The organism is Nocardia brasiliensis (assembly GCF_042691675.1).
In the GTDB taxonomy this organism is placed as follows: Bacteria; Actinomycetota; Actinomycetes; order Mycobacteriales; family Mycobacteriaceae; genus Nocardia; species Nocardia brasiliensis_D.
Genome location: NZ_CP170507.1, coordinates 4,332,856 through 4,357,678 on the forward strand (window position 1 = coordinate 4,332,856; position 24,823 = coordinate 4,357,678).

19 protein-coding genes are annotated in these 24,823 nt (G+C 66.5%); 13 read left to right on the forward strand and 6 right to left on the reverse strand.

The features are described 5' to 3' along the window. The first annotated feature begins 295 nt into the window (after positions 1–295). From ACFK0J_RS19980 to ACFK0J_RS20020, 9 genes are all read left to right on the forward strand, one after another. Positions 296–1,501: a cytochrome P450 gene (locus ACFK0J_RS19980; RefSeq protein WP_378742936.1), complete on the forward strand. Its 1,206-nt coding sequence runs from the start codon at positions 296–298 to the stop codon at positions 1,499–1,501. Further along, on the forward strand, positions 1,501–2,307 hold the full coding sequence (locus ACFK0J_RS19985) for an SDR family oxidoreductase (protein ID WP_378742493.1): 807 nt from the start codon (positions 1,501–1,503) through the stop codon (positions 2,305–2,307). The genes ACFK0J_RS19980 and ACFK0J_RS19985 overlap by 1 nt, the downstream gene beginning before the upstream one ends. After that, positions 2,304–2,510: a ferredoxin gene (locus ACFK0J_RS19990; protein WP_378742495.1), complete on the forward strand. Its 207-nt coding sequence runs from the start codon at positions 2,304–2,306 to the stop codon at positions 2,508–2,510. The genes ACFK0J_RS19985 and ACFK0J_RS19990 overlap by 4 nt, the downstream gene beginning before the upstream one ends. Next, positions 2,510–3,058 (forward strand): nuclear transport factor 2 family protein, encoded by a 549-nt coding sequence (locus ACFK0J_RS19995; protein WP_378742497.1) that lies wholly within the window; start codon positions 2,510–2,512, stop codon positions 3,056–3,058. The genes ACFK0J_RS19990 and ACFK0J_RS19995 overlap by 1 nt, the downstream gene beginning before the upstream one ends. Before the next feature lie 5 nt (positions 3,059–3,063). Next, complete coding sequence (locus tag ACFK0J_RS20000) at positions 3,064–4,308, forward strand: hypothetical protein (RefSeq protein ID WP_378742499.1); 1,245 nt, start codon at positions 3,064–3,066, stop codon at positions 4,306–4,308. A gap of 24 nt (positions 4,309–4,332) precedes the next feature. Continuing rightward, positions 4,333–5,937 carry an acyl-CoA synthetase gene (locus tag ACFK0J_RS20005; protein ID WP_378742501.1) on the forward strand — a complete coding sequence of 535 codons (1,605 nt, stop codon included), beginning with the start codon at positions 4,333–4,335 and terminating at the stop codon, positions 5,935–5,937. Between the two features lie 110 nt (positions 5,938–6,047). Next, the gene (locus ACFK0J_RS20010; RefSeq protein WP_378742503.1) at positions 6,048–7,640 is read left to right on the forward strand and encodes a succinic semialdehyde dehydrogenase; all 1,593 of its coding nucleotides are present in this window, start codon (positions 6,048–6,050) and stop codon (positions 7,638–7,640) included. 52 nt (positions 7,641–7,692) lie between these two features. After that, positions 7,693–8,919 (forward strand): cytochrome P450, encoded by a 1,227-nt coding sequence (locus tag ACFK0J_RS20015; RefSeq protein ID WP_378742505.1) that lies wholly within the window; start codon positions 7,693–7,695, stop codon positions 8,917–8,919. After that, a complete protein-coding gene (locus tag ACFK0J_RS20020) occupies positions 8,916–9,401 on the forward strand; it encodes a glutathione peroxidase (protein WP_378742507.1) in 486 nt (161 codons plus the stop codon). The genes ACFK0J_RS20015 and ACFK0J_RS20020 overlap by 4 nt, the downstream gene beginning before the upstream one ends. Positions 9,402–9,456: 55 nt before the next feature. On the opposite strand, the gene ACFK0J_RS20025 is transcribed toward ACFK0J_RS20020, so the two are convergent. Beyond that, positions 9,457–10,809, reverse strand: coding sequence for a cytochrome P450 (locus tag ACFK0J_RS20025; RefSeq protein WP_378742509.1), 1,353 nt, complete (start codon positions 10,807–10,809; stop codon positions 9,457–9,459). Between the two features lie 43 nt (positions 10,810–10,852). On the opposite strand from ACFK0J_RS20025, the gene ACFK0J_RS20030 reads away from it, so the two are divergent. Continuing rightward, on the forward strand, positions 10,853–12,070 hold the full coding sequence (locus tag ACFK0J_RS20030; protein WP_378742511.1) for an MCE family protein: 1,218 nt from the start codon (positions 10,853–10,855) through the stop codon (positions 12,068–12,070). 6 nt (positions 12,071–12,076) lie between these two features. Here ACFK0J_RS20030 and ACFK0J_RS20035 read toward each other — a convergent pair whose 3' ends face one another. From ACFK0J_RS20035 to ACFK0J_RS20045, 3 genes are all read right to left on the reverse strand, one after another. Further along, positions 12,077–13,441, reverse strand: a complete 1,365-nt coding sequence (locus ACFK0J_RS20035) for an NtaA/DmoA family FMN-dependent monooxygenase (protein ID WP_378742513.1) — start codon at positions 13,439–13,441, stop codon at positions 12,077–12,079. Positions 13,442–13,459: 18 nt separating this feature from the next. Next, on the reverse strand, positions 13,460–14,509 hold the full coding sequence (locus tag ACFK0J_RS20040) for an LLM class flavin-dependent oxidoreductase (RefSeq protein ID WP_378742515.1): 1,050 nt from the start codon (positions 14,507–14,509) through the stop codon (positions 13,460–13,462). A gap of 176 nt (positions 14,510–14,685) precedes the next feature. Then, complete coding sequence (locus ACFK0J_RS20045) at positions 14,686–16,137, reverse strand: MFS transporter (RefSeq protein WP_378742517.1); 1,452 nt, start codon at positions 16,135–16,137, stop codon at positions 14,686–14,688. Positions 16,138–16,376: 239 nt separating this feature from the next. Here ACFK0J_RS20045 and car point away from each other — a divergent pair, with 239 nt between their 5' ends. Continuing rightward, complete coding sequence (gene car, locus ACFK0J_RS20050) at positions 16,377–19,901, forward strand: carboxylic acid reductase (RefSeq protein ID WP_378742519.1); 3,525 nt, start codon at positions 16,377–16,379, stop codon at positions 19,899–19,901. A gap of 6 nt (positions 19,902–19,907) precedes the next feature. Here the strand turns inward: car and ACFK0J_RS20055 are convergent, their stop codons facing one another. Continuing rightward, entirely contained in the window at positions 19,908–21,074 is a 1,167-nt protein-coding gene (locus tag ACFK0J_RS20055; protein ID WP_378742521.1) for a glycosyltransferase 87 family protein, read from the reverse strand. Positions 21,075–21,290: 216 nt separating this feature from the next. Between ACFK0J_RS20055 and ACFK0J_RS20060 the strand changes: the two genes are divergently transcribed. After that, a complete protein-coding gene (locus ACFK0J_RS20060) occupies positions 21,291–22,199 on the forward strand; it encodes a helix-turn-helix transcriptional regulator (protein WP_378742523.1) in 909 nt (302 codons plus the stop codon). A 2-nt stretch (positions 22,200–22,201) separates the two neighbouring features. Here ACFK0J_RS20060 and ACFK0J_RS20065 read toward each other — a convergent pair whose 3' ends face one another. After that, the gene (locus tag ACFK0J_RS20065; protein WP_378742525.1) at positions 22,202–23,923 is read right to left on the reverse strand and encodes a GMC oxidoreductase; all 1,722 of its coding nucleotides are present in this window, start codon (positions 23,921–23,923) and stop codon (positions 22,202–22,204) included. 145 nt (positions 23,924–24,068) lie between these two features. Between ACFK0J_RS20065 and ACFK0J_RS20070 the strand changes: the two genes are divergently transcribed. Beyond that, positions 24,069–24,773: a TetR/AcrR family transcriptional regulator gene (locus tag ACFK0J_RS20070; protein WP_378742527.1), complete on the forward strand. Its 705-nt coding sequence runs from the start codon at positions 24,069–24,071 to the stop codon at positions 24,771–24,773. Positions 24,774–24,823: the final 50 nt, after the last annotated feature.

Sequence of the window (24,823 nt, forward strand, 5' to 3'; positions counted from 1 at the left end):
ATTGCTCCGATGCTGTCTGGACACGTGTACGGAATATAGTCTCGGGTCCCGTTTTGTTGCAAGAACAGGTTCTAACCCAGTCATTCTGATCCACGAGTCGCACGGTTGGTGAGGAATCTCCGTGGTTTCCGTGCGAGTCGATGCGATTGTGCGCAATGGTGTTGGTAAACCACCGGAACCGTTGTCGGAGGTGTGGCCCGGTGGTACTGTCCAGACACATGTCCAGCTATGTGTCTCTCGCAGGATTTATCTCCGGTCCAGCTCGGGAGAACGTGTTATCGAATGTGTGGTGGGTGTGGTGACAGCGGCATTGGAACCTTTGACGTTCGATCCCTACGACTACCGGTTCCACGAGGACCCGTACCCGACTTATCACCGGCTGCGCACCGAAGCGCCCCTTTACTACAACGCGGGCCTGGACTTCTGGGCGTTGTCCCGGCACGCGGACGTGACCGCCGGATTCCGGGACAGCGCACGGCTCTCCAGCGCCAACGGTGTTTCCCTCGACCCGGCGGCATGGGGCCCGCACGCGCACCGGGTGATGTCGTTCCTGGCCATGGACGATCCGCGGCACCTGCGCATGCGCAGACTGGTCTACAAGGGGTTCACGCCGAAGCGGGTGGCCGAAATGCAGGGCCGGATCAAGGAATTGACGCTGTCCTACCTGGAACCCGCGGTCGCCGAGGGCTCGTTCGACTGGATCGACGAGGTCGCGGGCAAGCTACCGATGGACGTCATCTCCGAATTGATGGGTGTGCCCGCGAGCGACCGCGTCGAAATCCGCAGACTCGCCGACCTGGTCGTGCACCGGGAAGACGGAGTGCTCGACATTCCGCCCGCCGCGGTCGATGCGTCGATCAAGCTGCTCACCTACTACACCGAGATGCTGGCCGAACGCAGGCGCACGCCGAGCGACGACCTGACCTCCGCGCTGCTGGACGCCGAAATCGACAGTGACACACTGTCCGACGAGGAGATCATCGGCTTCCTGTTCCTCATGGTGGTGGCGGGCAACGAGACCACCACGAAGCTGCTCGGCAACGCGCTGTACTGGGGCGCGAAGAACCCGGGGGAGTACGCCAAGGTCGCCACGCAACCCGCGCATGTGCCGGATTGGGTCGAGGAGACCCTGCGCTACGACACCTCGAGTCAGGTGATCGCGCGCACGGCCACCGCCGATCTCGAGTACTACGGCGGCACCATCCCCGCCGGCGCCAAGGTTTTGCTGCTGATCGGTTCCGCCAACCGTGATCCCGCGGTGTTCGACGACGGTGACAGCTTCCGCATCGACCGGGCCGACAAGGGCGGGCTCGCGAGTTTCGGTGCGGGCGTGCACTACTGTCTCGGTGCGCACCTGGCGCGACTGGAAGCGGCAGTCGCCTTGCGCGAGTTCGCCGCTCGGGTGCGGTCGTATGACGTCGTCGACGCGGGAATCGTGCGGGTGCACTCCTCGAACGTGCGCGGATTCGCGAAACTCCCGATCGTCACGGAGGTGAGATAGTGCCTCGTTTCGAACCGCACCCGGCGCGCCGCCCCGTTCTGGTGGCCGGAGCGTCCTCCGGTATCGGCGCGGCCACCGCCGCGACGCTGGCCGAGCTCGGGCATCCGGTCGCCCTCGGCGCACGTCGGGTGGACCAGTGCGTGGAGCTGGCGGACAAGATTCGCGCCGATGGGGGCGAAGCCTTCGCGCATCGGCTGGACGTCACCGAGGCCGCGTCCATCGAGCAATTCGTGGCCGCGGCCGAAGCGGCGTTGGGCCCCATCGAAGTGCTCGTCTCCAGCGCCGGGGACATCGAATTCTCGCCGGTGCACGAGATGGACCCGGAGCGGTTCCGCCAGCAAGTCCAGGTGCATCTGGTCGGTGCCCACCGGCTGGTACACCGGGTGCTGCCCGGCATGCTCGAACGGCGGCGTGGTGACGTGGTACTGATCAGCTCGGACTGCGCGCCCGAGCCCCGGCCGCGCACCGGCGCCTACAGCGCCGCCAAAGCGGGTTTGGAGGCCATGGCGAACCAGATGCGAATGGAGCTGGAGGGCACCGGGATTCGCGCGTCGCTGGTGCGCCCTGGCCCCACGCTCACCGGCATGGGCATGAACTCCACCCCGGACATCATCGGCCCGCTGCTGGCGTCCTGGCAGGACTGGGGCTTTGCCCGGCATCCGAACATGCTGCGCCCGCCCGATCTGGCCGCCGCGGTCGCGGCCGTCGTCTCCACCCCGCGCGGTGCGCATCTCGTGCTCGTCGAGGTCCAGCCGGAGGCGCCGTTGCGGGACCTCACGAATGAACAAGGCAGGAGCCGACAGTGAGAATTGTCGCCGATCTGGACCTGTGTCAGGGCCACGCCGTATGTCAGGACGAGGCGCCGGACGCGTTCCGAGTGCCCAAGCGGGGCAAGGTCGAAATCCTGATGGACGCGCCGGACGAGGCCGCCCGTGCCGACGTCGAGCGCGCCGTCCACTACTGCCCGACGCAGGCGTTGTCCATCGTTTCGACGGAAGGTTCACGGTGATGGCGAGTTTCGCACGTGACGAGCTGGACGAGATGGTTCGGCGCTGGGTGCTGGAGAACCAGCGCTGCGAGGAAAAAGGGGATTGGAAACCCCTGGCGGACATGTACACCGAGGACGCCACCTACGGCTGGAACTACGGTCCGACGCAGGAATTCATGGCCGTCGGCCGCGATGAGATCCGGGAACTGGCCCTCGGCCAGGAGATGCGGGGACTCGACGGCTGGACCTACCCGTACCAGGAATTCGTCATCGACGACCGCAGCGGCACCGTGATCGGCTTCTGGAAACAGGTGTCGGAGGTGAAACGGCCGGATGGGCGCCACTATTCGCCCGAGGGCATCGGCGGCAGCTGGTTCCGCTACGGCGGTGACTACCAATGGTCGTGGCAGCGTGACTTTTTCGACTTCGGCAACGTCTCGCACCTGTTCCTGGAAATGATTACCCAGCAGGTGCTGCCGCCCGGTATGCAGAAGCGGATCGAACGTTCGGTCGCGGGCCCACTGCCCGGGTGGTATCCCATCGGTGCGGCGCCGGTCCCGTTGTGGTGAACGTGATGCCGGTGAGCAATTTCGAGCAGCTGTCGCGGGTGCAGCTCGCCGCGCTGCTGCCCGAGTTGCTGCTGTGCGGTCATCTGATCGACAGGTCCGGCATGGCGCACACCATCGCGGCCTTCGGCCGGGCGGGCATGACCGCCGTCGCTATCGAGGAGTGGCAGCTGGCCAGCCCGGTCTACACCCGGCGGATGCAGCGAGCGTTCGGTTTCACCGGTGACGACGTGGCGACCATCTTCAAAGGGTTGCAGCTGGATATCGGCGCACCGCCGCAGTTCATGGATTTCCGATTCCGTGTCGACGACCGCGACCACGGGGAATTCTGGCTCGACCACTGTGGCGCGCTGCTGGACGTGGAGCCGATGGGGGACGACTTCGTGGTCGCCATGTGCCACGACATCGAGGACCCGACCTTCGACGCCACCGCGCTGGCCACCAACCCGCACGCCCAGGTCCGGCCGATCCATCGGCCGCCGCGCCGACCGGTCGACCGGAAACCGATGTGCGCGTGGACGGTCACCATCGACGTCGCGCACGTTCCGCCGCCGGTGCCGCCGAACGCGGACCTGGTCGCGAACTCCGCCGCCGCACGACTGGCGTTGGCCGAGATCGACCTCGACGACGACGGACAGTCGGACTACGCGGGCCCGCTGCTGAGCGATCTTCGCTTCGCGGACTTCTCGAAGTCGGCGCTGGTCCGCATGGCGGATGAAGTGTGCCTGCAGCACCACCTGCTGACCCTCGGCTTTCTGGTCGCGCTGCGCTCCCGCCTCGACCCGGCCGCGGCGTTCGAGATCGGCCGCAAGCAATTCGCGGGCATCGCCGGGCTCACCGCGGAACGCCTGCGCAAGGCATTGCAGCTCGGTGACGACCCGGCTGCCCTTGCCACCGTGCTGCGCCTGCACCCGGCATGGAATCCGGTGGCCTATACGGGCATCCGCGTCTTGCGGACCGAAGGCGGTGTCCGACTTGTAATTCCACGCGACAGCGGTGCCCAATCAGATGGCGCATGGCCCGCGCTGATCGATGCCGAGCACCTCGCGCCGGTCGACGCGATGGTCCGCGGCGTGAATCCCCGATTCACCGCGCAGGCGGTGGATTCCGGCGACGATGAACTAACGGTCGAAATCACCTGTGCCGACCAACCGTTTCGCGAATCGTCCGAGGTCGCGCTGACCCGATTCAGCACCGGCGCCGCCTTCGCCTTCACCGACCGAGGCATCCTCTTGCCGCTCACGGTGGTGTGACCAGTATCGAGAGAGTGAATAGCCGTGGCACGTAACTTCGCCGACCTGTTCGAACATTCCGTCGACGCGATGCCCGATCGAGTGGCATTGCTCGCCGGCGACCGCCGCCTGACCTTCGCCGAAGTCGACGCGCGAGCCAATCGGCTGGCCGCGCACCTGACCGCCGCGGGCATCCGAGTGGGCACACATGTCGGGTTCCAGATGCACAACGGCATCGAAACCGTGGAAACGCTGCTCGCCTGCTTCAAGATTCGAGCCGTCCCCATCAATATCAACTACCGCTACGGTGTCGAGGAACTGCGCTACGTCTACGACAACGCGGATCTGCAAGCGCTGGTGTACCACGCCTCCTACGCCCGCGCGGTGCACGAGGCGGCGGGACAGGTCCGTTCGATCCAGCACCGGATCGTGGTGCCCGACGACACCGCCGACACGGATCCGCCGGTCGACGCCGTGCACTACGCGGACGCCCTCGCCGGAGGCACACCGGAGCGTGCCTTCCCGGAACGCAGCGCCGACGACTTGTTCATGATGTACACCGGCGGCACAACGGGTTTGCCGAAGGGCGTGATGTGGCGCCAGGAAGACATGTGGCGCGTGCTCGGCGGCGGCATCGACTTCTACACCGGCGTCCCGGTCGCCGACGAATACGAGCAGTCGCGGGTCGGCGCGCAACGGGAGCAGAGCACCTGGTTCGTGCTGCCGCCGCTGATCCACGCGGCCGCCATGATGCCGACGTTCACCGCGCTGTGGTCCGGCAACGCCGTGCTCTTCGAGCCGCGATTCGACCCAGAGCGGGTGTGGCAGGCGGTGGTTCGGCATCGTCCGCAGGTCATGGTGATCACCGGCGACGCCATGGCGCGGCCGTTGATCGACGCCTATCGCGCCCGCCCTGTCGACGCGTCCGGACTGGTGGCCATCGGCTCCGGTGCCGCGCTGCTGTCGCAGCCGGTGAAGAACACTCTGCTGGAACTGTTTCCGTCGCTGGTCGTCACCGACTCCATCGGCTCGTCGGAAACCGGTTTCGGCGGAATCGGTTTCGCGCAGAAGGACGACAATCCCGGTCGCGGGCCCCGGGTGCAGACGGGGCGTGGCTCGGTGGTGGTGGACGACGACGGGCGTCCGGTCCGGCCCGGCGAGGAAGGGTGGTTGGCGAAGAGCGGGTCGGTCCCGATCGGCTACTACAAGGACCCGGTGAAGACCGACAAGCTGTTCAAGACGGTCGACGGGGCACGCATCGTGGTCACCGACGATCGCGCGCGGATCGAGGAGGATGGCTCGGTCACCCTGCTCGGCCGCGGCAACATGGTGGTCAATACCGGCGGCGAGAAGGTGTTCGTCGAAGAGGTCGAGGGCGTGGTCAAGGCCCACGAGGGGATCTACGACGCCGTGGTGATCGGCGTCCCGCACGAGCGGTGGGGGTGGCAGGTCGCGGCCGTGGTGTCGGCCACGGGCCCGGTCGATTTCGGCGCGCTGGACAGTTACGTGCGCAAGCACCTCGCGGGTTACAAGGTGCCCAAGAAGATCTGGGTAGCCGACGTCATCGGCCGGGCACCCAGTGGCAAACCCGACTACCGGTGGGCCAAGGACTACGCGGCACAGCACGCGCCGGACTTTCGAGCGGACTGAACCATGAGACCGAGCGAACGCCAGCGCCGGATAACGAGAACGTGTTCTAATTCGGAGACTATGCCCAGCCCGATACCTGCGGCGATTCCGCACGTCATGGAGAAGTCCCAATGAGTACTGAGACCACGAACAGTCCGACGGCAGTGCTGCCCGCACGGATCACCGGGGCACTGATCGAGCGGTTGACCGGCCTGGTCGCCGCCGACGGTAACGCCGCACCGTACTCGATGACCGAGGTCTACACCGGCGCCGCTGTCGGTGAGCTCCCGCAGTCCACGCCGGACAACGTGATCGCGGCTGCCTCGACCGCCCGTGCGGCACAACAGGAGTGGGCCGCGCTACCGTTGCGCACCCGGCTGCGTGTCTTCGAGCGGACGCACGAGCTGATCCTGACCGAGGTCGAGACGATCGCCGATCTCATCCAGATCGGCTGCGGCAAGACCCGCCGGATGGCCGTCGAGGAATCGTGCGACGTGCCGATGGTCATCAGCCACTACCTGAAGACCGCGCGCCGAGTGTTGCGCGCGAAGCGGCGCGGCGGTCCGATGCCGATCCTGACCACCTCGACCGAGGAACACCGGCCCAAAGGGCTGGTCGCCGTGATCGCGCCGTGGAACTTCCCGTTCGCGATCGCGCTGTCCGACGCCATGCCCGCGCTGATGGCGGGCAACGGCGTAATCCTCAAGCCGGACAACAAGACCGCGCTGTGCGTCCTCTACGGCGTCGAACTGCTGCACCGGGCCGGGCTGCCGCGCGGGCTGGTCCAGGTCGTCTGCGGCGAGGGTCCCGACATCGGTCCGACGTTGATCGACAATGTCGACTTCGTCATGTTCACCGGCTCGACCGCCACCGGCCGGGTGGTCGGCGAACAGGCCGGGCGCAACCTCATCGGATGCAGCCTGGAACTCGGTGGCAAGAACCCGATGATCGTGCTCGACGACGCGAACCTCGACGAGGTGATCCCCGGCGCGGCGTTCTCGGTGTTCGCCAACTCGGGCCAGGCGTGCATGCACATCGAACGGATCTACGTGCACCGCAGCCGCTATGACGAGTTCGTGCGCCGATTGGTCGCCGCCGCTGACGAATTGAACAGCAAGATGGGCGCCGCGTACGACTACACGCCGGAATTCGGGTCGCTGGTGTCGGTTCAGCACATGGAACGGGTCGCCGCGCACGTCGAGGATGCCCGAGCCAAGGGTGCCACCGTGCTGACCGGCGGCAAGGCGCGGCCCGACGTCGGCCCCGCGTTCTACCAGGCGACCGTGCTCACCGGCGTCACGCCGGAGATGACGCACGCGACCATGGAGACGTTCGGCCCGGTCGTGAGCGTCTATCCGTTCGACGACGAGCAGGCGGCCATCCGGCTCGCCAACGACACCGACTACGGCCTGAACGCGAGCGTGTGGAGCCGAGACCTGGCCCGCGCCAACCGAATTGCCGCGCAGCTCCAAGCGGGCAATATCAACATCAACGACGGCTTCGTGGCCACCTACGCCGCTAAGGCGACGCCGTCGGGCGGGGTGAAGCAGTCTGGAGTCGGGACGCGGCACGGCGACCAAGGACTACTCAAGTACACCGACACGGTGAACGTGGGCGTGCTCAAGCGTCAGGTGCTGTCCGCGCGAGCTGGGCAGCCGTACGAGAAGCAATTGAAGATGACGCTGACGTCCTTGCGACTGATGCGTAGAACAAGGCTGCGCTGAGCCCAAGCCCTGGGCTGTGGGCGCGGTTCGCAATCCACCCGAGGAGGTAGCCGTGGCGACACCGTCGTTGCCGGCCGGATTCGACTTCACCGATCCGGCGCTGTGGGAGACACGAAGGCCCGTCGAGGAATTCGCGATGCTGCGCCGGACCGCTCCGGTGTGGTGGAACCCGCAGCCCGACGATCACTCGGGTGGGTTCCGCGACGGCGGCTACTGGGTGGTCAGCAAGCTCGCTGACGTGAAGGAGATTTCGCGCAATGCGGAGCTGTTCTCGTCCGAGCGCAAGGGCTCGATCATTCGGCTGTCCGATGACATCACTCCCGAGCAGCAGGCGGCATCGAGCGTGCTGCTGGTGAATATGGATCCGCCGAAGCATTCCAAGTTTCGCAGGATCATCACGAAAGGCTTCACGCCGCGCGCGGTGGAGGGACTGCGCGCGGCATTGACTGAACGAGCGCATGCCATTGTGCACGAGGCGAAAAAGGCGGGCGGCGGAAATTTTGTCGAGCAGGTCGCCTGCGAGCTGCCGTTGCAGGCGATCGCCGAGCTGATCGGCGTGCCGCAGGCCGATCGGCGAAAGCTGTTCGACTGGTCGAATCAGATGCTCAGCTACGACGACCCCGATTACGGCGATCCCGCGCTCGCCTCGACCGAAATCCTCGGTTATGCCTGGAACATGGCCGAACAGCGGCGTGGCCATCCGGCGGGGGATATCGTGTCCGAACTCGTGCACGCCGACGTCGACGGTGAGTCCCTGGGCTCCGACGAATTCGGCTTCTTCGTCATCCTGCTTTCGGTGGCGGGCAATGAAACGACACGCAATGCCATTACGCACGGCATGAAGGCCTTCGTGGACAATCCGGAGCAGTGGGAGCCGTACAAGGCGCAGCGGCCGCGTACCGCGCCGGACGAGATCGTCCGCTGGGCCACACCGGTGTCCGCATTCCAGCGCACGGCTACCGCGGACACCGAACTCGGCGGTGAATTGATCCGGCAGGGCCAGCGGCTCGGGTTGTTCTACGGATCGGCCAACTTCGACGAGGACGCGTTCACCGATCCGTTCACCTTCGATGTGCTGCGCGACCCCAATCCGCATGTCGGTTTCGGCGGCACCGGCGCGCACTACTGCGTCGGCGCGAACCTGGCCCGGCTGGAAATCGACCTCATGTTCAACGCCATCGCCGACGCCATGCCCAAGATCACCGAGGTGGCCGATCCGGTACGGTTGCGGTCGGGGTGGATCAACGGAATCAAGAATTGGCAGGTCCGATACGAATGAATCTTCGAGACGTACCGCTAGAGACACTCAGCGGGGAACCCGCGACGCTGGCGGAACTGGCCGGCGACAACGTGGTGCTGCTGGTCAATGTGGCGTCGAAATGCGGGCTCACGCCGCAATACGCCGGGCTCGTCGAGTTGCAGAAGTCCTATGGTCCGCGCGGACTCAGCGTGGTCGGGGTGCCGTGTAACCAGTTCATGGGACAGGAACCCGGCTCGGCCGAGGAGATCCAGCAGTTCTGTTCGACCACCTACGGCGTCGACTTCCCGCTGCTGGCGAAGACCGACGTCAACGGTGAAAACCAGCACCCGCTGTATGCGACGCTGGTCGAGACGGCCGATGCCGACGGTACGGCAGGCGATGTTCAGTGGAACTTCGAGAAGTTCCTGATCGACCGGGACGGTAAGGTCGCCGGTCGCTTCCGGCCGACCGTCGCACCGGACGCCCCCGCGCTCGTCGCCGCGGTGGAATCGTTGCTCTGAGTGCAAAATGCGAGGCCCGGTCGCGTCATCGGCGCGACCGGGCCTCGAATCATATTCAGCGCCGCCGCCTTCGATAGCGCACCGTGCATGGTTGCAGTAGCTGCACAACCATCTTGCTGTGGTCGTTGCGGTAGCTCTCCGACGGCTGCGCCATCTCGAATTCCCAGTCCCGGAGCAGAATCGAGAAGATCGCCTTCAACTGCATCAGCGCGAACGCCGCACCGACGCAGCGATGCCGACCGGCCCCGAACGGGATCCAGGTCCACCGATTGACGATGTCCTCCTGCCTCGGATCCAAGTAGCGGCTCGGATCGAACCGATCCGGATTCGGGAAGTCGTCCGCGATGCGGTTGGAAATGGCGGGTGTGGCGGCCACCAGATCGCCCGGCGCGATGCGATGCCCGCACACCTCGAAATCACCGCGCGCGACCCGCATCAACACGATCAACGGTGGATGCAGGCGCAGCGTCTCCTTGATGACGGCTTCGAGGTTCGGGATCTGGCGGAGCGCGCCGAAACTGATGTCGGAACCGTCGGCGTACAACTCGTCGAGTTCATCGACCACCTGCCGCAGCTGGTCGGGGTGGCGGAGTAGTTCGATGACGGTCCACGCCGCGGTGCCCGAGGTGGTGTGGTGCCCCGCGAACATCATCGAGATGAACATTCCGGTGATCTCGCTGGCGCTGAACCGCGATGTTCCGTGCTCGTCTTCGATCGAAACGAGGACGTCGAGCATGTCCCGGTCGTCCTTGCCCGCGGGGGGATTCGAGGCGCGGGTGTCCATGATGCCCTGGACCAGCTCGACCAGTTCCGCCCGGGCGGCGTCCCGGCGGCGGAAGCTCTCGATGGGGGCGTAGGGGTCTACGTAGGCCAGGGCGTCGGTGCCACGCTCCAGGTCGTGATAGAGCCTGGCGAAGCGCTCGTCGAGTTCGTCGCGGAACTTGACGCCGATGAGGCAGGCCGACGAGGTGTAGATGGTCAGCTCGGCGAAGAAGTCGAGCAGGTCGATCTCGCCCGCGTCGCCCCAGCGCGCCAGCATCCGATCCACCTCACGGCCGATCGTGGCGGCATGGCCCCGCATCTGCTCGGCGCGCAACGCTTGGTTGTGCAGCATCTCCTTGCGCCGCTCCGGCGGTGCGTCGAACACGACACCCTCGCCGAAGATCGGCTTCATGAACGGATACGCGGCCGCCTGATCCAGATCCTCGTCGCCGGACCGGAAGAAGAACTCGTTCGCCTCGGCGCCGGACAGCAGGATCACCTGGCGCCCGGCCAGCTCGAACGATCCGACGTCCCCGCACTCCGCCCGCACCCGACGCATCAATCCGATCGGATCACTCCGAAACTCATCGAGATGCCCGTGTTCCTGCTGTCCTCCCGAAACACGTTGTGGCGTAACCAGAGTCATCGGAATCCTCCCGAGGATCGCGGTCCGGATCTATCATGGACACGTGTCTGGACAGTACTACGACACGGATGACCGGGCAAGCTGGTCGCTGTGGTCGGCGGTGCGATTGAAGCTGGCCGGGGCGGCGCTGGTGGTCACGCTGGTCGCGACAGTCGTTGCGGCCCTTTCGATGTTCGCGGGCCGGTACGGTGCGACGGCCACCGTCACCGTGGACGCGCCGCGCAGTGGGTTGGTGCTCGATCCCGCCGCGAAGGTGAAACTGCGTGGGGTGGAGATAGGGCGGGTGGCATCGGTGCGGCGGGTGGCCGACCGGGTGCTGCTGGGACTGGAGCTCGATCCCGAAGTACTGGAGCTCGTTCCGGCGAACGTGCGTGTCGATATCCGCTCCACCACCATCTTCGGCGCGAAATATGTGAATTTGGTTGTCCCGCGGCACCCGTCAGCCGAACCGCTGCGTGACGGCGCGACGGTGTCCGCGGCAGCGGTGACGGTCGAATTCAACACGCTGTTCGAACATCTCACGCAAATCCTGGCGAAGGTGGCACCGGAACGGCTCAATGCCACTCTCACCGCCCTCGGTATCGCGCTACAGGGCCGCGGCGAACGGCTCGGTGACCTGCTGGCGCGCGCCGACGCCTACCTGAAGGACCTCAACCCGAGCCTGCCCGCCCTGCACCGCGACACGATCGCTACAGCCGAGGTCAGTGGGCTGTACGCGGACACCCTGGAAGATCTGTTGCGTACCACGGCGAATGTCACGTCGACGAGCACGACGATCGCAGACCGGGAGCCTGAGGTGGACGCGCTGCTGGTGAACGTCATCGGGCTCGCCGATACCACCACGGCCGTGCTCACCGAAAACGAGCCATCCGTAAGCGCGGCTTTAGACCTGCTCCGTCCCACCACCGGCCTCCTGAACGCGTATGAGCCCGCGCTGAACTGCCTGATCCGCGGTCTCGCTCAGGCATTGCCCGCAGCCGAATCCTTCGTCGGCGGTGTGCAACCGGGCGCGGTCTTTTTCGCCGGTTTCATGACCGGCGGGGAACCGTACGCCTATCCCGACGACCTCCCGAAGGTCAACGCCACGGGCGGCCCGCACTGCGGCGGCATCCTCGATCGCATCCCCGGCAGCCACGCCCCGTACCTCGTCACCGACACCGCCGAACGGACCCCCTACGCGCCGTCCACCGCGGTGGTAGTCAACGGGCCCAAGGTTTTCCAGCTGCTGTTCGCCGGGCTCCCCGGCGTGCCGGACCCGTAGGGCGGCTCAGCTGCGGTGGGTGAGGGGTTCGCGGAGGGCGAGGTGGTGGCGGAGGGTGGTGCCGGTGTACTCGGTGCGGTAGACGCCTCGTTCCTGGAGCTCGGGGATCAGCCAGTCGACTATCTCGTCCAGCCCGGTGGGGACGAGGTAGGGGGAGACGTTGAAGCCGTCGACGGCGCCGTGGCGGACCCAGCGGGCCAATTCGTCCGCTACCTGGGCGGGAGTGCCCGCGAAGCCCGAACGTTCGGTGGTGGCGATGACCACTTCACGGAGGGAGAGGTTTTCGGCTTCGGCGCGGGCTCGCCATTCGCGGGCGATGGCGTGCGGGTCTTGTCCGTGACGGGGCGCGCCGCGGGTTTCGGAAATGGGCCGGTGTTCGGGATCGTCGGCGGGGAGCGGGCCGTCGGGGTCCAGGTGGGAGAGGTCGCGGCCCCAGACCTGCCCGGCCAGGGACAGGGCGGTCTGGCCGGTGTACTGGCCGTCCTTGACCCAGCGGACCTTCTCTTCGACTTCGGATTCCTTCTCCGCCAACACGATCTGGGTGCCGGGGAGGATCTTGATGTCGTCGTCGGGACGCCCCGCGGCGCGGAGCCGGGCCCGGATGTCATCGGCGAAGGCGAGTGCTTCGTCGAAATGTGTTCCGTGCCTGGAGAAGATGACCTCGGCGTGGGTGGCGGCGAAGTCGCGGCCGGTGGGGGAGTCACCGGCTTGGAAGATGACGGGATGGCCCTGGGGGCTGCGCGGCAGCGTGGGTGTGATCGTGACCTGGAAGTGGTCGCTGGATCTTTCGACCGGACGGATGGCGCCCGCACGTGCCCAGGACGGGCTCTGCTGGGAGGCGGCGACGGCCCCGTCGCGCCACGAATCCCAGATCGCACGGGCGATGTCGAGGAACTCCCCGGCTCGCTCGTAGCGCCGCGCGTGCGCCAGATAGCCACCGCGGCGGAAGTTTTCGCCCGTCCAGGCGTTGTCGGTGGTGACAGCGTTCCATCCGGCGCGGCCGCCGGAGATCAGGTCGAGGCCACTCAAGCGGCGCGCCAGATCGGCGGGCTCGTTGTAGGTGGTGTTCTGGGTGGCGACCAGGCCGATGTGCTGGGTGACACCGGCCAGCGCGGCCAACTGGGCGATCGCATCCGGCCTGCCCGCGATGTCCGATTCGAGGATCTTGCCGTCCTGCTCGCGCAGCCGCAGTCCCTCGCCGAGGAAGAACGCGTCGAACAGGCCGCGCTCGGCGGTCTGCGCGACGCGCCGGAAGGTCTCGAAGTCGATCTGCGAGCCGCTGGCCGGATCGGACCAGATGGTGGTGTGGTTGACGCCTTGGAAGAACACACCGAAATGGAGCTGAGCGTCTGGACGGGGATGGACTGTCATGTCGTTGGCTCCTGTCGGTCAGTGCGCCGCGGCATAGCGATTGGCGGGACGGGCCAGCCCGAGGTTCGCGCGCAGCGTCGAGCCGGGCACCGGACGGTGCGTGACGCCGGTACGCAGCAGCGCGGGCAGCACCTCGCGGGTCAGTACCGGCAGGTCTTCATCGATGACCGCCGGGTGCAGGCGTACGCCGTCGAGGTGGGCGCTGAGGTGGGTGAGCAGGTCGACGAGAGCGGCGGCCGATCCGGAAAAGGCCAGCCGGGCAGGAGAATTCGAGGGCGCGGCGCCGAACCGTTCGACTGCGGTCGCGGCGGGCGTATCCAGGGTGACGTCGATTTCGGCGAAGGCCAGCGGCGTGCCCGCCGATCGCGCCTGTTCCGCCGATTCGATCGCGGCGGCGACCGAATCGGCCGCGACGAGCCGGACGTCGACGTCACCGTCGGCGCCGAATACCACCGGTTGCCCCTGCGGCGGGCGTGGCACGATCGCCGGGCCCTTCACCGAGAACGTCGCCCCGCGAAAGTCGATGTAGTGCAGTTTGTTCCGGTCCAGGAAGCGCCCGTGGGGGTGGTCGCGGATTACCGCGTCGTCTTCCCACGAGTCCCACAGGCGGCGCGCCACCTCGATGGAATCGCGGTATTCCCTGGCGAGTTCGTCCTCACCGGTGATCCGCGGGCGGCCCCAGGCGGCGGCCGCGCGCGCGTCGTCGATACGTTCGGCGATCCAACCGGCCCGGCCGCGTGACGCATAGTCCAGCGTCGCGATCTGCGAGGAGGTGTGGAACGGTTCGGCGTAAGTGGTTTCGACCGTCGGAAGCAGGCCGATGGTGCTGGTGGTCGCCGCGACGAACGAGGCACGGGTCACCGCGTCGATGCGGCCCGCGACGGCGTCGGGCGGCAGGATGGAATCGGCGAAGGTCGCGAGCGTGCAGCCCGCGTTCTCGGCCGCGGCGACGCGGGTGCGCAGGGTGTCGCCGGTCAGCAGACGGTCCGGCGCATGTCTGGCGCGTCGCCATGCGTCGGGGTGGAAGCCTTCGCCGTCGAGTTCGATACCGAGCGCGAAAACGCCCATCCGACACCTTCTTCCGTGCTCCGATCGAAGGGCAGTGACAACGCCATTGTCGGCGGCGCAGCCCTCCTCGAGCATGCAATTCGGTGCGGTTGGGCGCGACGGTTTGCGTCGGGATGATTCGAAGACGACCGCGCCGACCCGAATCCCGGGCTCAGGCGAGCCCGGGACTCCGAGGACTACCGCGCGGCGCGGGCCGAAAGACCCGCTGCGAGCAGCACCGTCACTCCTTCCGCGATGGCGGTGCCGCCGAGCGCGTGCGCCGCGGACAGCGTCGTGCTACCCGCCAGCCCGAGGAACAGCGTGCCGAAGGACGCGATGCCGACCACGATGCCGAGCTGCACATTGGTCACCAGGATTCCGCTGGCGTCCGCGGCCAGGTTCATCGGCACCTTGGCCAGCGTCCGCGTCATCAGCGGACTGAACGCCAGCCCATTGCCCATACCGCAGATCGCCAGCAGCACCAGCACGAGCGCTCCGACGTCCGCACCGTTGCGCAGCAGCGCGCCGATGGCGACCATGCTCGCCGCGGCCAGCACCAGCCCGAGCGGAATCATGCTGGTGTGCAAGCGATTCGGGATGCGTTCCCAGTTCAGGCTCGCGAGTGCGAACGTCACGCCCATCGGAATGAACAGTAGCCCGGCATGCAATGCGCTGTAGCCGAGAGTGCTCTGCAGATGGATGGCCATCACGAACATCCACCCGCCGAAGGTCGCCATGATCACGAACAGCGTCGCGGCGGCGAGCAGCAGTCCCGGCGCGGCCAGCACCCGGTGTGAAAAGAGCGGTTCACCACCACGCGCCGCGACCGACCGCTCGATCCCGACGAACGCCGCGAAGCCGATCACGCAGGCGCCCAACGAGATCCACGACCAGACCGGCCAATCCAACTCCCGGCCGAGCACCAAGGGGAGTACCAGTGCCAGTACCGCCGCCGTCAGCATGGTGAGCCCCGCCAGATCGAGCTTGCGATCGAAGCGCTGGGTCGCCGTGGGCAGAATTCGCGGCGCGAGCACCAGCAGCACCACGCCGATCGGCACATTGACCAGGAACACCCCGCGCCAGCCGCTGCCCCACAGATCGGCGCTGACGATCAGCCCACCGAGCACCTGCCCGGCGACCATGCCGCCGGAGATGATCGCCGAGTACACGCTGAGCGCCTTGGCCCGCGCGTGACCGGTGAAGTTTCGCTGAATGAGCGTCATGATCTGCGGCACCATCGCCGCCGCTCCGACGCCCTGGGCGAACCGGAACACGATGAGTGCGGCCTCGTTCCAGGCCAGCCCGCAGGCCAGCGATGCGGCCGTGAACAGGGCCAGTCCGGCGATGAACATCCGCCGCTGACTGAATCGGTCGCCGAGCCGTGCGCCGGTCACCAGCAGCACCGCGTAGGCGATCACGTAACCGGCCACGATCAGCTGCAAGGCCGCGCCGGTGGTGTGCAGGGAATCGCGAATCGACGGAATCGCGACATTGACGATGGAGGCGTCGAGCACCGCCATGAACTGGCCGGTGAGGATCACCGCGAGGATGGCCAGGGTGCGCCGCGCACCGTACGCGGCCGGTGGAGCTGCCGGGGGCGCGGCAACCGGCGATGCGGCGGCCGACTCCGGCGACAAGATCTGGGTCATATGCTGATCTTGCGAGCTCGATGACACCGGTAACAGGAGCCCGTTGAAACTGGTACCGGCAACACCTGGATAAGCGGTCGGATCCTGGGCCGTTGCGGTGGAGTGGTCGCCTTACCTGTCCGATGTGGCCAAGACCACTCGAGTCGCCGCCGCGCATCACCTTTCCGGAAATATTTACTTAGGCTAACGTGTTTTAGGGGTTGCAGGGCTTTTCCTACATATGACAAGGGAGGCTTGCCATGGCGGTGGATTCACCGGATGAGCGGCTACAGCGCCGCATTGCACAGTTGTTTGCAGAAGATGAGCAGGTCAAGGCCGCGCGTCCGCTCGACGCGGTGAGCGCGGCGCTGCGCGAACCCGGAATGCGGCTGGCGCAGATCGTCGCCACCGTGATGGAGAGTTACGCCGACCGCCCCGCCGTCGGGCAGCGCGCGTTCGAACTGCGCACCGACGACGCGACAGGACGCACCTCGCTACGGTTACTTCCCCGATTCGAGACGATCACCTATCGCGAACTGTGGCAGCGAGTCGGCGAGGTGGCCGCGGCCTGGCATCATGATCCCGAGAACCCCTTGCGCGCAGGTGATTTCGTCGCCCTGCTCGGCTTCACCAGCACCGACTATGCCACCCTCGACCTGGCCGACATCCACCTCGGCGCGGTCACCGTGCCGCTACAGGCCAGCGCGGCGGTGTCCCAGCTGATCGCGATCCTCACCGAGACTTCGCCGCGGCTGCTCGCCTCGACACCGGAGCACCTCGATGCGGCGGTCGAGTGCCTGCTCGCGGGCACCACACCGGAACGACTGGTGGTCTTCGACTACCACCCCGAGGACGACGACCAGCGTGCGGCCTTCGAATCCGCCCGCCGCCGCCTCGCCGACGCGGGCAGCCCGGTGATCGTCGAAACGCTCGATGCCGTGCGTGCCCGGGGCCGCGACCTACCGGCCGCGCCACTGTTCGTCCCCGACGCCGACGATGACCCGCTGGCCCTGCTGATCTACACCTCCGGCAGCACCGGAACGCCGAAGGGCGCGATGTACACCGGTCGGTTGGCCGCCACCATGTGGCAGGGGAACTCGATGTTGCAGGGGAACTCGCAACGGGTCGGGATCAATCTCAACTACATGCCGATGAGCCACATCGCCGGTCGCATATCGCTGTTCGGCGTGCTCGCCCGCGGTGGCACCGCGTACTTCGCGGCCAAGAGCGACATGTCGACACTGTTCGAAGACATCGGCTTGGTACGTCCCACCGAGATCTTCTTCGTCCCGCGCGTGTGCGACATGGTCTTCCAGCGTTATCAGAGCGAGCTGGACCGGCGCTCGGTGGCGGGCGCCGACCTGGACACGCTCGATCGGGAAGTGAAAGCCGACCTCCGGCAGAACTACCTCGGTGGCCGCTTCCTGGTGGCGGTCGTCGGCAGCGCGCCGTTGGCCGCGGAGATGAAGACGTTCATGGAGTCCGTCCTCGATCTGCCACTGCACGACGGGTACGGGTCGACCGAGGCAGGCGCAAGCGTGCTGCTCGACAACCAGATCCAGCGGCCGCCGGTGCTCGATTACAAGCTCGTCGACGTGCCCGAACTGGGTTATTTCCGCACCGACCGGCCGTATCCGCGTGGTGAGCTGTTGCTGAAGGCGGACACCATGATTCCGGGCTACTACAAGCGACCCGAGGTCACCGCGGAGATCTTCGACGAGGACGGCTTCTACAAGACCGGCGACATCGTGGCCGAGCTCGAGCACGATCGGCTGGTCTATGTCGACCGTCGCAACAATGTGCTCAAGCTGTCGCAGGGCGAGTTCGTGACCGTCGCCCATCTCGAGGCCGTGTTCGCCAGCAGCCCGCTGATCCGGCAGATCTTCATCTACGGCAGCAGCGAACGTTCCTACCTGCTCGCGGTGATCGTCCCCACCGACGACGCACTGCGCGATCGCGACACCGCCACCTTGAAATCGGCACTGGCCGAATCGATTCAGCGCATCGCCAAGGACGCGAACCTGCAGCCCTACGAGATCCCGCGCGATTTCCTGATCGAGACCGAGCCGTTCACCATCGCCAACGGACTGCTCTCCGGTATCGCGAAGCTGCTGCGCCCCAAGCTGAAGGAACGCTACGGCGCTCAGCTCGAGCAGATGTACACCGATCTCGCGGCCGGCCAGGCCGATGAGCTGCTCGCGCTGCGCCGCGAAGCCGCCGACCTGCCGGTGCTCGAAACCGTCAGCCGGGCAGCGAAAGCGATGCTCGGCGTCGCCTCCGCCGACATGCGCCCCGACGCGCACTTCACCGATTTGGGCGGCGATTCCCTTTCCGCGCTGTCGTTCTCGAACTTGCTGCACGAGATCTTCGGGGTCGAGGTGCCGGTGGGTGTCGTCGTCAGCCCGGCGAACGACCTGCGCGATCTGGCGAAGTACATCGAGGCGGAACGGAACTCGGGCGCGAAGCGTCCCACCTTCACCTCGGTGCACGGCGGCGGTTCCGAGATCCGCGCCGCAGATCTGACCCTCGACAAGTTCATCGATGCCCGCACTCTGGCTGCCGCCGACAGCATTCCGCACGCGCCGGTGCCCGCGCAGACAGTGCTGCTGACCGGCGCGAACGGCTATCTCGGCCGGTTCTTGTGCCTGGAATGGCTGGAGCGGTTGAACCAGACGGGTGGCACGCTGATCTGCATCGTGCGCGGTAGTGACGCGGCCGCGGCCCGTAAGCGGCTGGACGCGGCGTTCGACAGCGGCGATCCCGGTCTGCTCGAGCACTACCGGCAACTGGCCGCACGCACCCTGGAAGTTCTCGCCGGTGATATCGGCGACCCGAATCTCGGTCTGGACGAGGCGACTTGGCAGCGGCTGGCCGAAACCGTCGACCTGATCGTCCATCCCGCCGCGTTGGTCAACCACGTGCTGCCGTACACCCAGCTGTTCGGTCCCAACGTCGTCGGTACCGCCGAAATCGTCCGGTTGGCGATCACAGCGCGGCGCAAGCCGGTCACTTACCTGTCGACCGTCGGTGTGGCCGACCAGGTCGACCCGGCGGAGTACCAGGAGAACAGCGACGTCCGCGAGATGAGCGCGGTGCGCGTCGTGCGCGAGAGTTACGCCAACGGCTACGGCAACAGCAAGTGGGCGGGCGAGGTCCTGCTGCGCGAAGCACACGATTTGTGCGGCCTACCGGTCGTGGTGTTCCGTTCGGACATGATCCTGGCGCACAGCCGGTACGCGGGTCAGCTGAACGTCCAGGACGTGTTCACCCGGCTGATCCTCAGCCTGGTCGCCACCGGCGTCGCGCCGTACTCGTTCTACCGAACCGACCCGGACGGAAACCGGCAGCGGGCCCACTACGATGGCCTGCCCGCCGATTTCACGGCGGCGGCGATCACCGCGCTCGGCATCCAAGCCACCGAAGGGTTCCGGACCTACGACGTGCTCAATCCGTACGACGACGGCATCTCCCTCGATGAATTCGTCGACTGGCTGGTCGAATCCGGCCACCCGATCCAGCGGATCACCGACTACAGCGAGTGGTTCAGCCGTTTCGAGACCGCGATCCGCGCGCTGCCGGAAAAGCAACGCCAGGCCTCGGTGCTGCCGTTGCTGGACGCCTACCGCAACCCCCGCCCCGCCGTCCGAGGCGCGCTGCTCCCGGCCAAGGAATTCCAAGCGGCGGTGCAAACCGCGAAGATCGGCCCGGAACACGACATCCCGCATTTGTCCGCGCCACTGATCGACAAGTACGTCAGCGATCTGGAACTGCTCCAGCTGCTCTGACGGCTGTCAGGCCGCCGCCCGCACCTCGTCGGTGCGTTCGGCACCTTCGCGCCGGAGGCGACGCAAAACTACGGCCGAGCCCCCGAGGACGGCGGCGTACACGATGACGAAGCTGTTGATCAGGACCTGGGCGAACGGCCACCACGGTGGGAACAGGAACAGCCCGACGACAACGTAGTCCGGGCTGTATTCCCACGTCCACGCGCCGATCGAGACGAACAGCGCGGCCGCACCGAGCCACCACCACGGCTGCGACTGCGCCTTGTGCAGGAGATAGACGAACAGCGGGACGAACCACACCCAGTGGTGGTCCCAGGAGAACGGCGAGACCGCGCAGGCGGTGAGTCCGGCGAGGGTGACCGCGAGGAGGTGTTCGCCACGCCGGTACAGGCCGACGGTGACGGCCAGACTCACCAGCGCGACGGAGCCCGCGATGAGCAGCCACAGCCACACCGGCGCCGGGTGATGGGTCAGGTGCGCGATGGTGCCGCGGATGGACTGGTTGGACGGGTGCATATCGTCCGCGATCCGATTGGACTGGAAGAACGTCGAGGTCCAGTACTGGCGGGAATCGGCGGGCAGCACAATCCAGGCGAGAACGATGGACGCGACGAACACCGCCACGGCGGTGCAGGCCGACCGCCATTGCCGCAGCGCGAGGAATTGCACGACGAAGTAGCCCGGGACGAGTTTGATGCCCGCCGCCACGCCGACGCCGAGACCGCGCAGCGTGCTGCGGTCTGGCCGGGAGAAGTCCCACAGCACCAGCAGCATCAGCATCAGATTGATCTGGCCGTAGAACAGCGTTGTCCGGACGGGCTCGATGAACGCGCAGGTGAGCCCTAGTAGGGCGCTGACGACGGCGAGCCTGGCGTTGATCCGGTACCCGAGGATGCGCCAGCTGATCAAGACACAGCCGAACAGGGCGATCAGGTTCAGCACCAACCAGGTGTCGGCTACGTACAACCAAGGAATCAGCGTGATGGGGATGAACGCGATGGTCGAGAAGGGCGTGTAGGTGTACAGAAGCCCAGCGATGGTCGGCTCGGTATAGAGCGGCAGTCCGTGCAGGATGCGCCACGCGCCGTCCCGATACACGTGCACGTCGAGCCCGCCGTCCAGGATGCCTGCCCGTTCCAGCCACGGATCGACCGTGGTGAACAGCAGGATCACCGCCAGAACGGCGCTTGCGGCCAGTATGAAAAGCGTTGGGCCCCTGCGTGGAAATTCCAGCATCCGGGACTTGGGCACAAGTGATCAACTTACCGAATAACTCGGTCCCGAGCACGCCCCGAAGTGTCGGGTCGCGCACCTGATCGCGAATGAACTTCGTAAAACTGGTACTACCAGCACCTGGATACCGTTAGCTGTTTCGGGCACGATCATCGGATGACCGATGTGCTCGATGTGCGGGCGGTGCGCAAAGCGCGGCGTGCGGAACTGGGAACCTTCCTGAAATCGCGGCGGGCGAAGATCTCTCCGGACGATGTCGGACTGCCACCCGGCCCGCGTCGCCGGACGCCGGGCCTGCGACGCGAGGAGGTCGCGCAGCTGTCCGGCATCGGCGTCACCTGGTACACCTGGCTCGAGCAGGGCCGCCAGATCAATGTCAGCGTGCAGGTACTCGACGCGGTGGCCAGGACGCTGGCGCTGGACGACGCCGAGCGCGCGCACCTCTATCGGCTGGCCGACGTACCGACCGTGCCGAGTCCGACCTCGAACACCGCGCTGCCCGAGGAAATGCAAACCATCCTCGATCATTTGGCGCCACTGCCCGCGGCGGTGCTGAGCGCGCGGTATGACCTGCTGGCGTACAACCAGTCCTACGCGGCGCTGTGCCCGGGCTTCCTGATGGGGGAGCGCAATGTCGCGCGGCGGGTGTTCCTCACCCCGCAGTGTTGCAACACCTACAAGCACAGCTGGGATGACTTGCGCCGGATGGTCGCCTACCTGCGCGGCTCCTACGCCAAGAACCTCGACGACCCGAGCTGGCAACAGTTCATCGAGGAAATGTGTTCCGAGAGCGCCGACTTCGCGGCGCTGTGGGCCCGCAACGATGTCGCGGTTCCGGCGAACCGGATCAAGCAGATCCGCAACCTGGCCATCGGCGAACTGGAAATGTTCATCACCAGCATGTCACTACCCGCCGTGGCCGGTGCCTGGGTGCAGATCTACACCCCGACCGACGAAACGCACTGGGCCCAACTGCGGCGGCTGCTCGCGATGAGCCCGGAAGAACAGCACGAACCGTGGATCGAACACCGTCGGCAGTACCACGCCGAACCCGCGGCGGTGTGAGTTCAGCCTGCGGCCGGGGTTTCCCGGATCTCGACGATCGGCAGCACCAGCGCCGCGGGCGCGTTCGCGGGTACCACGGGCGCGATCGGGGCGATCGGTGAGATCCGCTGATATCCCGCGCCGAGCGGGGGACGGATGTCCGCCTCGCCCTTGTTCGGCCAGTAGGCGGCGGCGCGCTCGGCCTGGGCGGTGATGGTCAGCGATGGATTCACGCCGAGGTTCGCCGAGACCGCCGCGCCGTCGACGACGCTGAGCGTCGGGTAACCGAAAACGCGGTGGTAGCCGTCGATTACGCCGTGCTCGGGGTCGGCGCCGATCACCGCGCCGCCGAGGAAGTGGGCGGTGAGCGGGATGTTGAAGATCTCGCCCCAGCTGCCGCCGGCGATGCCGCCGATCTTGGCGGCCACCCGCCGGGTCACATCGTTGCCCACCGGAATCCAGGTCGGATTCGGTTCGCCGTGGCCCTGTTTGCTGGTCAGCTTGCGGCCGAACAGTCCGCGCTTGGTGTAGGTGGTGATGGAATTGTCCAGATGCTGCATGACCAGCGAGATGATGGTGCGCTCGCTCCAGTTCTTGGTGCTCAGGAAGCTGATCAGGTCCATCGGATGACGCAGCAGGATGCCGAGAAAGCGCAGCCAGCGCGGAATTCGGCCGCCGCCGTCCACCATCAGCGTCTGCAGCAGGCCCATGGCGTTGGAGCCCTTGCCGTAGCGGACGGGTTCGATATGCGTGTCGGGCGTCGGGTGGATGGACGAGGTGATCGCCACCCCCTTGGTGAAATCGACACCCGGGGTGACCTTCTTGGTCGCCGCGCCGACGATCGATTCGGAGTTGGTGCGGGTCAGCTGGCCGAGCCGGTCCGAGAGCTTCGGCAGATTGCCCTTGTCCCGCATGGCGAACAGCAGCTTCTGGGTGCCGCGGGTGCCGGCCGCGAGCACGACGTTCGCGGCGGTGTAGGTCTTCGGTTGCTTGCGCACCCAGGCACCGGTGCGGGCGGTGGACACGTCCCAGGTGCCGTCCGGGTGCGGGCGCAGATCGGTGACCGTCGTCATCGGAATGACCTCCGCTCCGGCCTTTTCCGCGAGGTAGAGGTAGTTCTTCACGAGCGTGTTCTTGGCGCCGTATTTGCAGCCGACCATGCAGTCACCGCATTCGACGCAACCGGTGCGCTCGGGCCCGACGCCACCGAAGTACGGATCCGGCACCGTCTTTCCGGGTTCGCCGAAGAACACGCCGACCGGGGTCTGCACGAAGGTGTCGCCGACACCGAGGTCGTCGGCGACCTGCTTGAACACCTCGTCGGCCGGTGTCATGTGCGGGTTGCGCACCACGCCGAGCATCTTCTGCGCGCGTTCGTAGTACGGAGCGAGCTCGTCGCGCCAGTCGGTGATGTCGCGCCACTGCGCGTCCCGGAAGAACGGCTCCGGCGGCACGTACAGCGTGTTGGCGTAGTTCAGGGATCCGCCACCGACACCGGCGCCGCCGAGGATGAGGACGTCGCGCAACAGATGGATGCGCTGGATGCCGTAGCAGCCGAGCTTCGGCGCCCAGAGGAACTTCTTCAGCTCCCAGCTGGTCTTGGGCAGCTCGTCGTCGGCGAACCGCTGACCCGCTTCCAGGACGCCGACCCGGTAGCCCTTCTCGACCAGCCGGAGCGCGGTGACGCTGCCGCCGAACCCAGAACCGACGATGAGGACGTCGAAATCCGTTGCTCGCTGGTCCATGAAGAACTCCTCGATCGGGTCGCCAGTGACTCGGATAACACTACTACCGGGTAGGTTGCGTGCCGAATGAGGGAGGGTAGGCTCGAATTCAAGAGCGGTGCTCGCTGTTGTTGACATCGCTCTCCGAATATTGCACCGTGGGTAGATGCCGACGACGCCGCGGGCCCGAGCAAGAGCCCAGACCATGAACGACATAGTCCGCATCGGCCGCGAACACCTGGCTACGCACGGTGCCGCGGCCCTGTCGTTGCGCGCGGTCGCCCGCGATCTGGGCGTGGTCTCCTCGGCGGTCTACCGGTACGTCAGCAGTCGCGACGAGCTCCTCACCTTGCTGGTGGTGGACGGGTACAACGCACTCGGCGACGAGGTCGACGCCGCGCTCACCGCAGCGCCCGACGACCCGATCGAACAACTCCGCATCGTCGCCCGCACGATTCGCCACTGGGCGCACACCGAACCCGCCCGCTACGGACTGCTTTTCGGCACACCGGTCCCCGGCTACCAGGCACCCGCCGACGAAACCGTTGCCCCCGGCACCCGGGTGATCGCCGCCTTGCAAACCCTGTTCGCCCGCGCCCACCAGGCGCGCCTACTCGAACCGCCCTCCCCGGAGCCTCGGGTATCCCAGCCCCTCTCAGCCAGTTTCACCCGCATCCGCACCGAATTCGGCCTAGAACTACCCGATTGGCTGCTGGCCCGCGGAATCACCTTCTGGACCAGCCTGTTCGGCGCGATAAGCGCCGACGTATTCGACATGTACGGCGCCGACACCTTCACCGATCGCGACGAACTCTTCGAGCTCCAGCTCGACGGACTGCTGGACATGCTGGGCTACCGGCCGACGACCTGACTCATGTTGTCGCAGCGATTATTTCGGCACCCGGCGAAATTCTGTCGCGG

What these genes read in the sequence shown, in the direction of transcription:
- ACFK0J_RS20025 (WP_378742509.1), bottom strand. Translation starts at nt 10,809, where the DNA reads ATGACTCTGGTTACGCCACAACGTGTTTCGGGAGGACAGCAGGAACAC.
- ACFK0J_RS20045 (WP_378742517.1), bottom strand. Translation starts at nt 16,137, where the DNA reads ATGACCCAGATCTTGTCGCCGGAGTCGGCCGCCGCATCGCCGGTTGCC.
- ACFK0J_RS20070 (WP_378742527.1), top strand. Translation starts at nt 24,069, where the DNA reads ATGCCGACGACGCCGCGGGCCCGAGCAAGAGCCCAGACCATGAACGAC.
- ACFK0J_RS20065 (WP_378742525.1), bottom strand. Translation starts at nt 23,923, where the DNA reads ATGGACCAGCGAGCAACGGATTTCGACGTCCTCATCGTCGGTTCTGGG.
- ACFK0J_RS20035 (WP_378742513.1), bottom strand. Translation starts at nt 13,441, where the DNA reads ATGACAGTCCATCCCCGTCCAGACGCTCAGCTCCATTTCGGTGTGTTC.
- ACFK0J_RS20020 (WP_378742507.1), top strand. Translation starts at nt 8,916, where the DNA reads ATGAATCTTCGAGACGTACCGCTAGAGACACTCAGCGGGGAACCCGCG.
- ACFK0J_RS20060 (WP_378742523.1), top strand. Translation starts at nt 21,291, where the DNA reads ATGACCGATGTGCTCGATGTGCGGGCGGTGCGCAAAGCGCGGCGTGCG.
- ACFK0J_RS19995 (WP_378742497.1), top strand. Translation starts at nt 2,510, where the DNA reads ATGGCGAGTTTCGCACGTGACGAGCTGGACGAGATGGTTCGGCGCTGG.
- car (WP_378742519.1), top strand. Translation starts at nt 16,377, where the DNA reads ATGGCGGTGGATTCACCGGATGAGCGGCTACAGCGCCGCATTGCACAG.
- ACFK0J_RS20010 (WP_378742503.1), top strand. Translation starts at nt 6,048, where the DNA reads ATGAGTACTGAGACCACGAACAGTCCGACGGCAGTGCTGCCCGCACGG.
- ACFK0J_RS20000 (WP_378742499.1), top strand. Translation starts at nt 3,064, where the DNA reads ATGCCGGTGAGCAATTTCGAGCAGCTGTCGCGGGTGCAGCTCGCCGCG.
- ACFK0J_RS20040 (WP_378742515.1), bottom strand. Translation starts at nt 14,509, where the DNA reads ATGGGCGTTTTCGCGCTCGGTATCGAACTCGACGGCGAAGGCTTCCAC.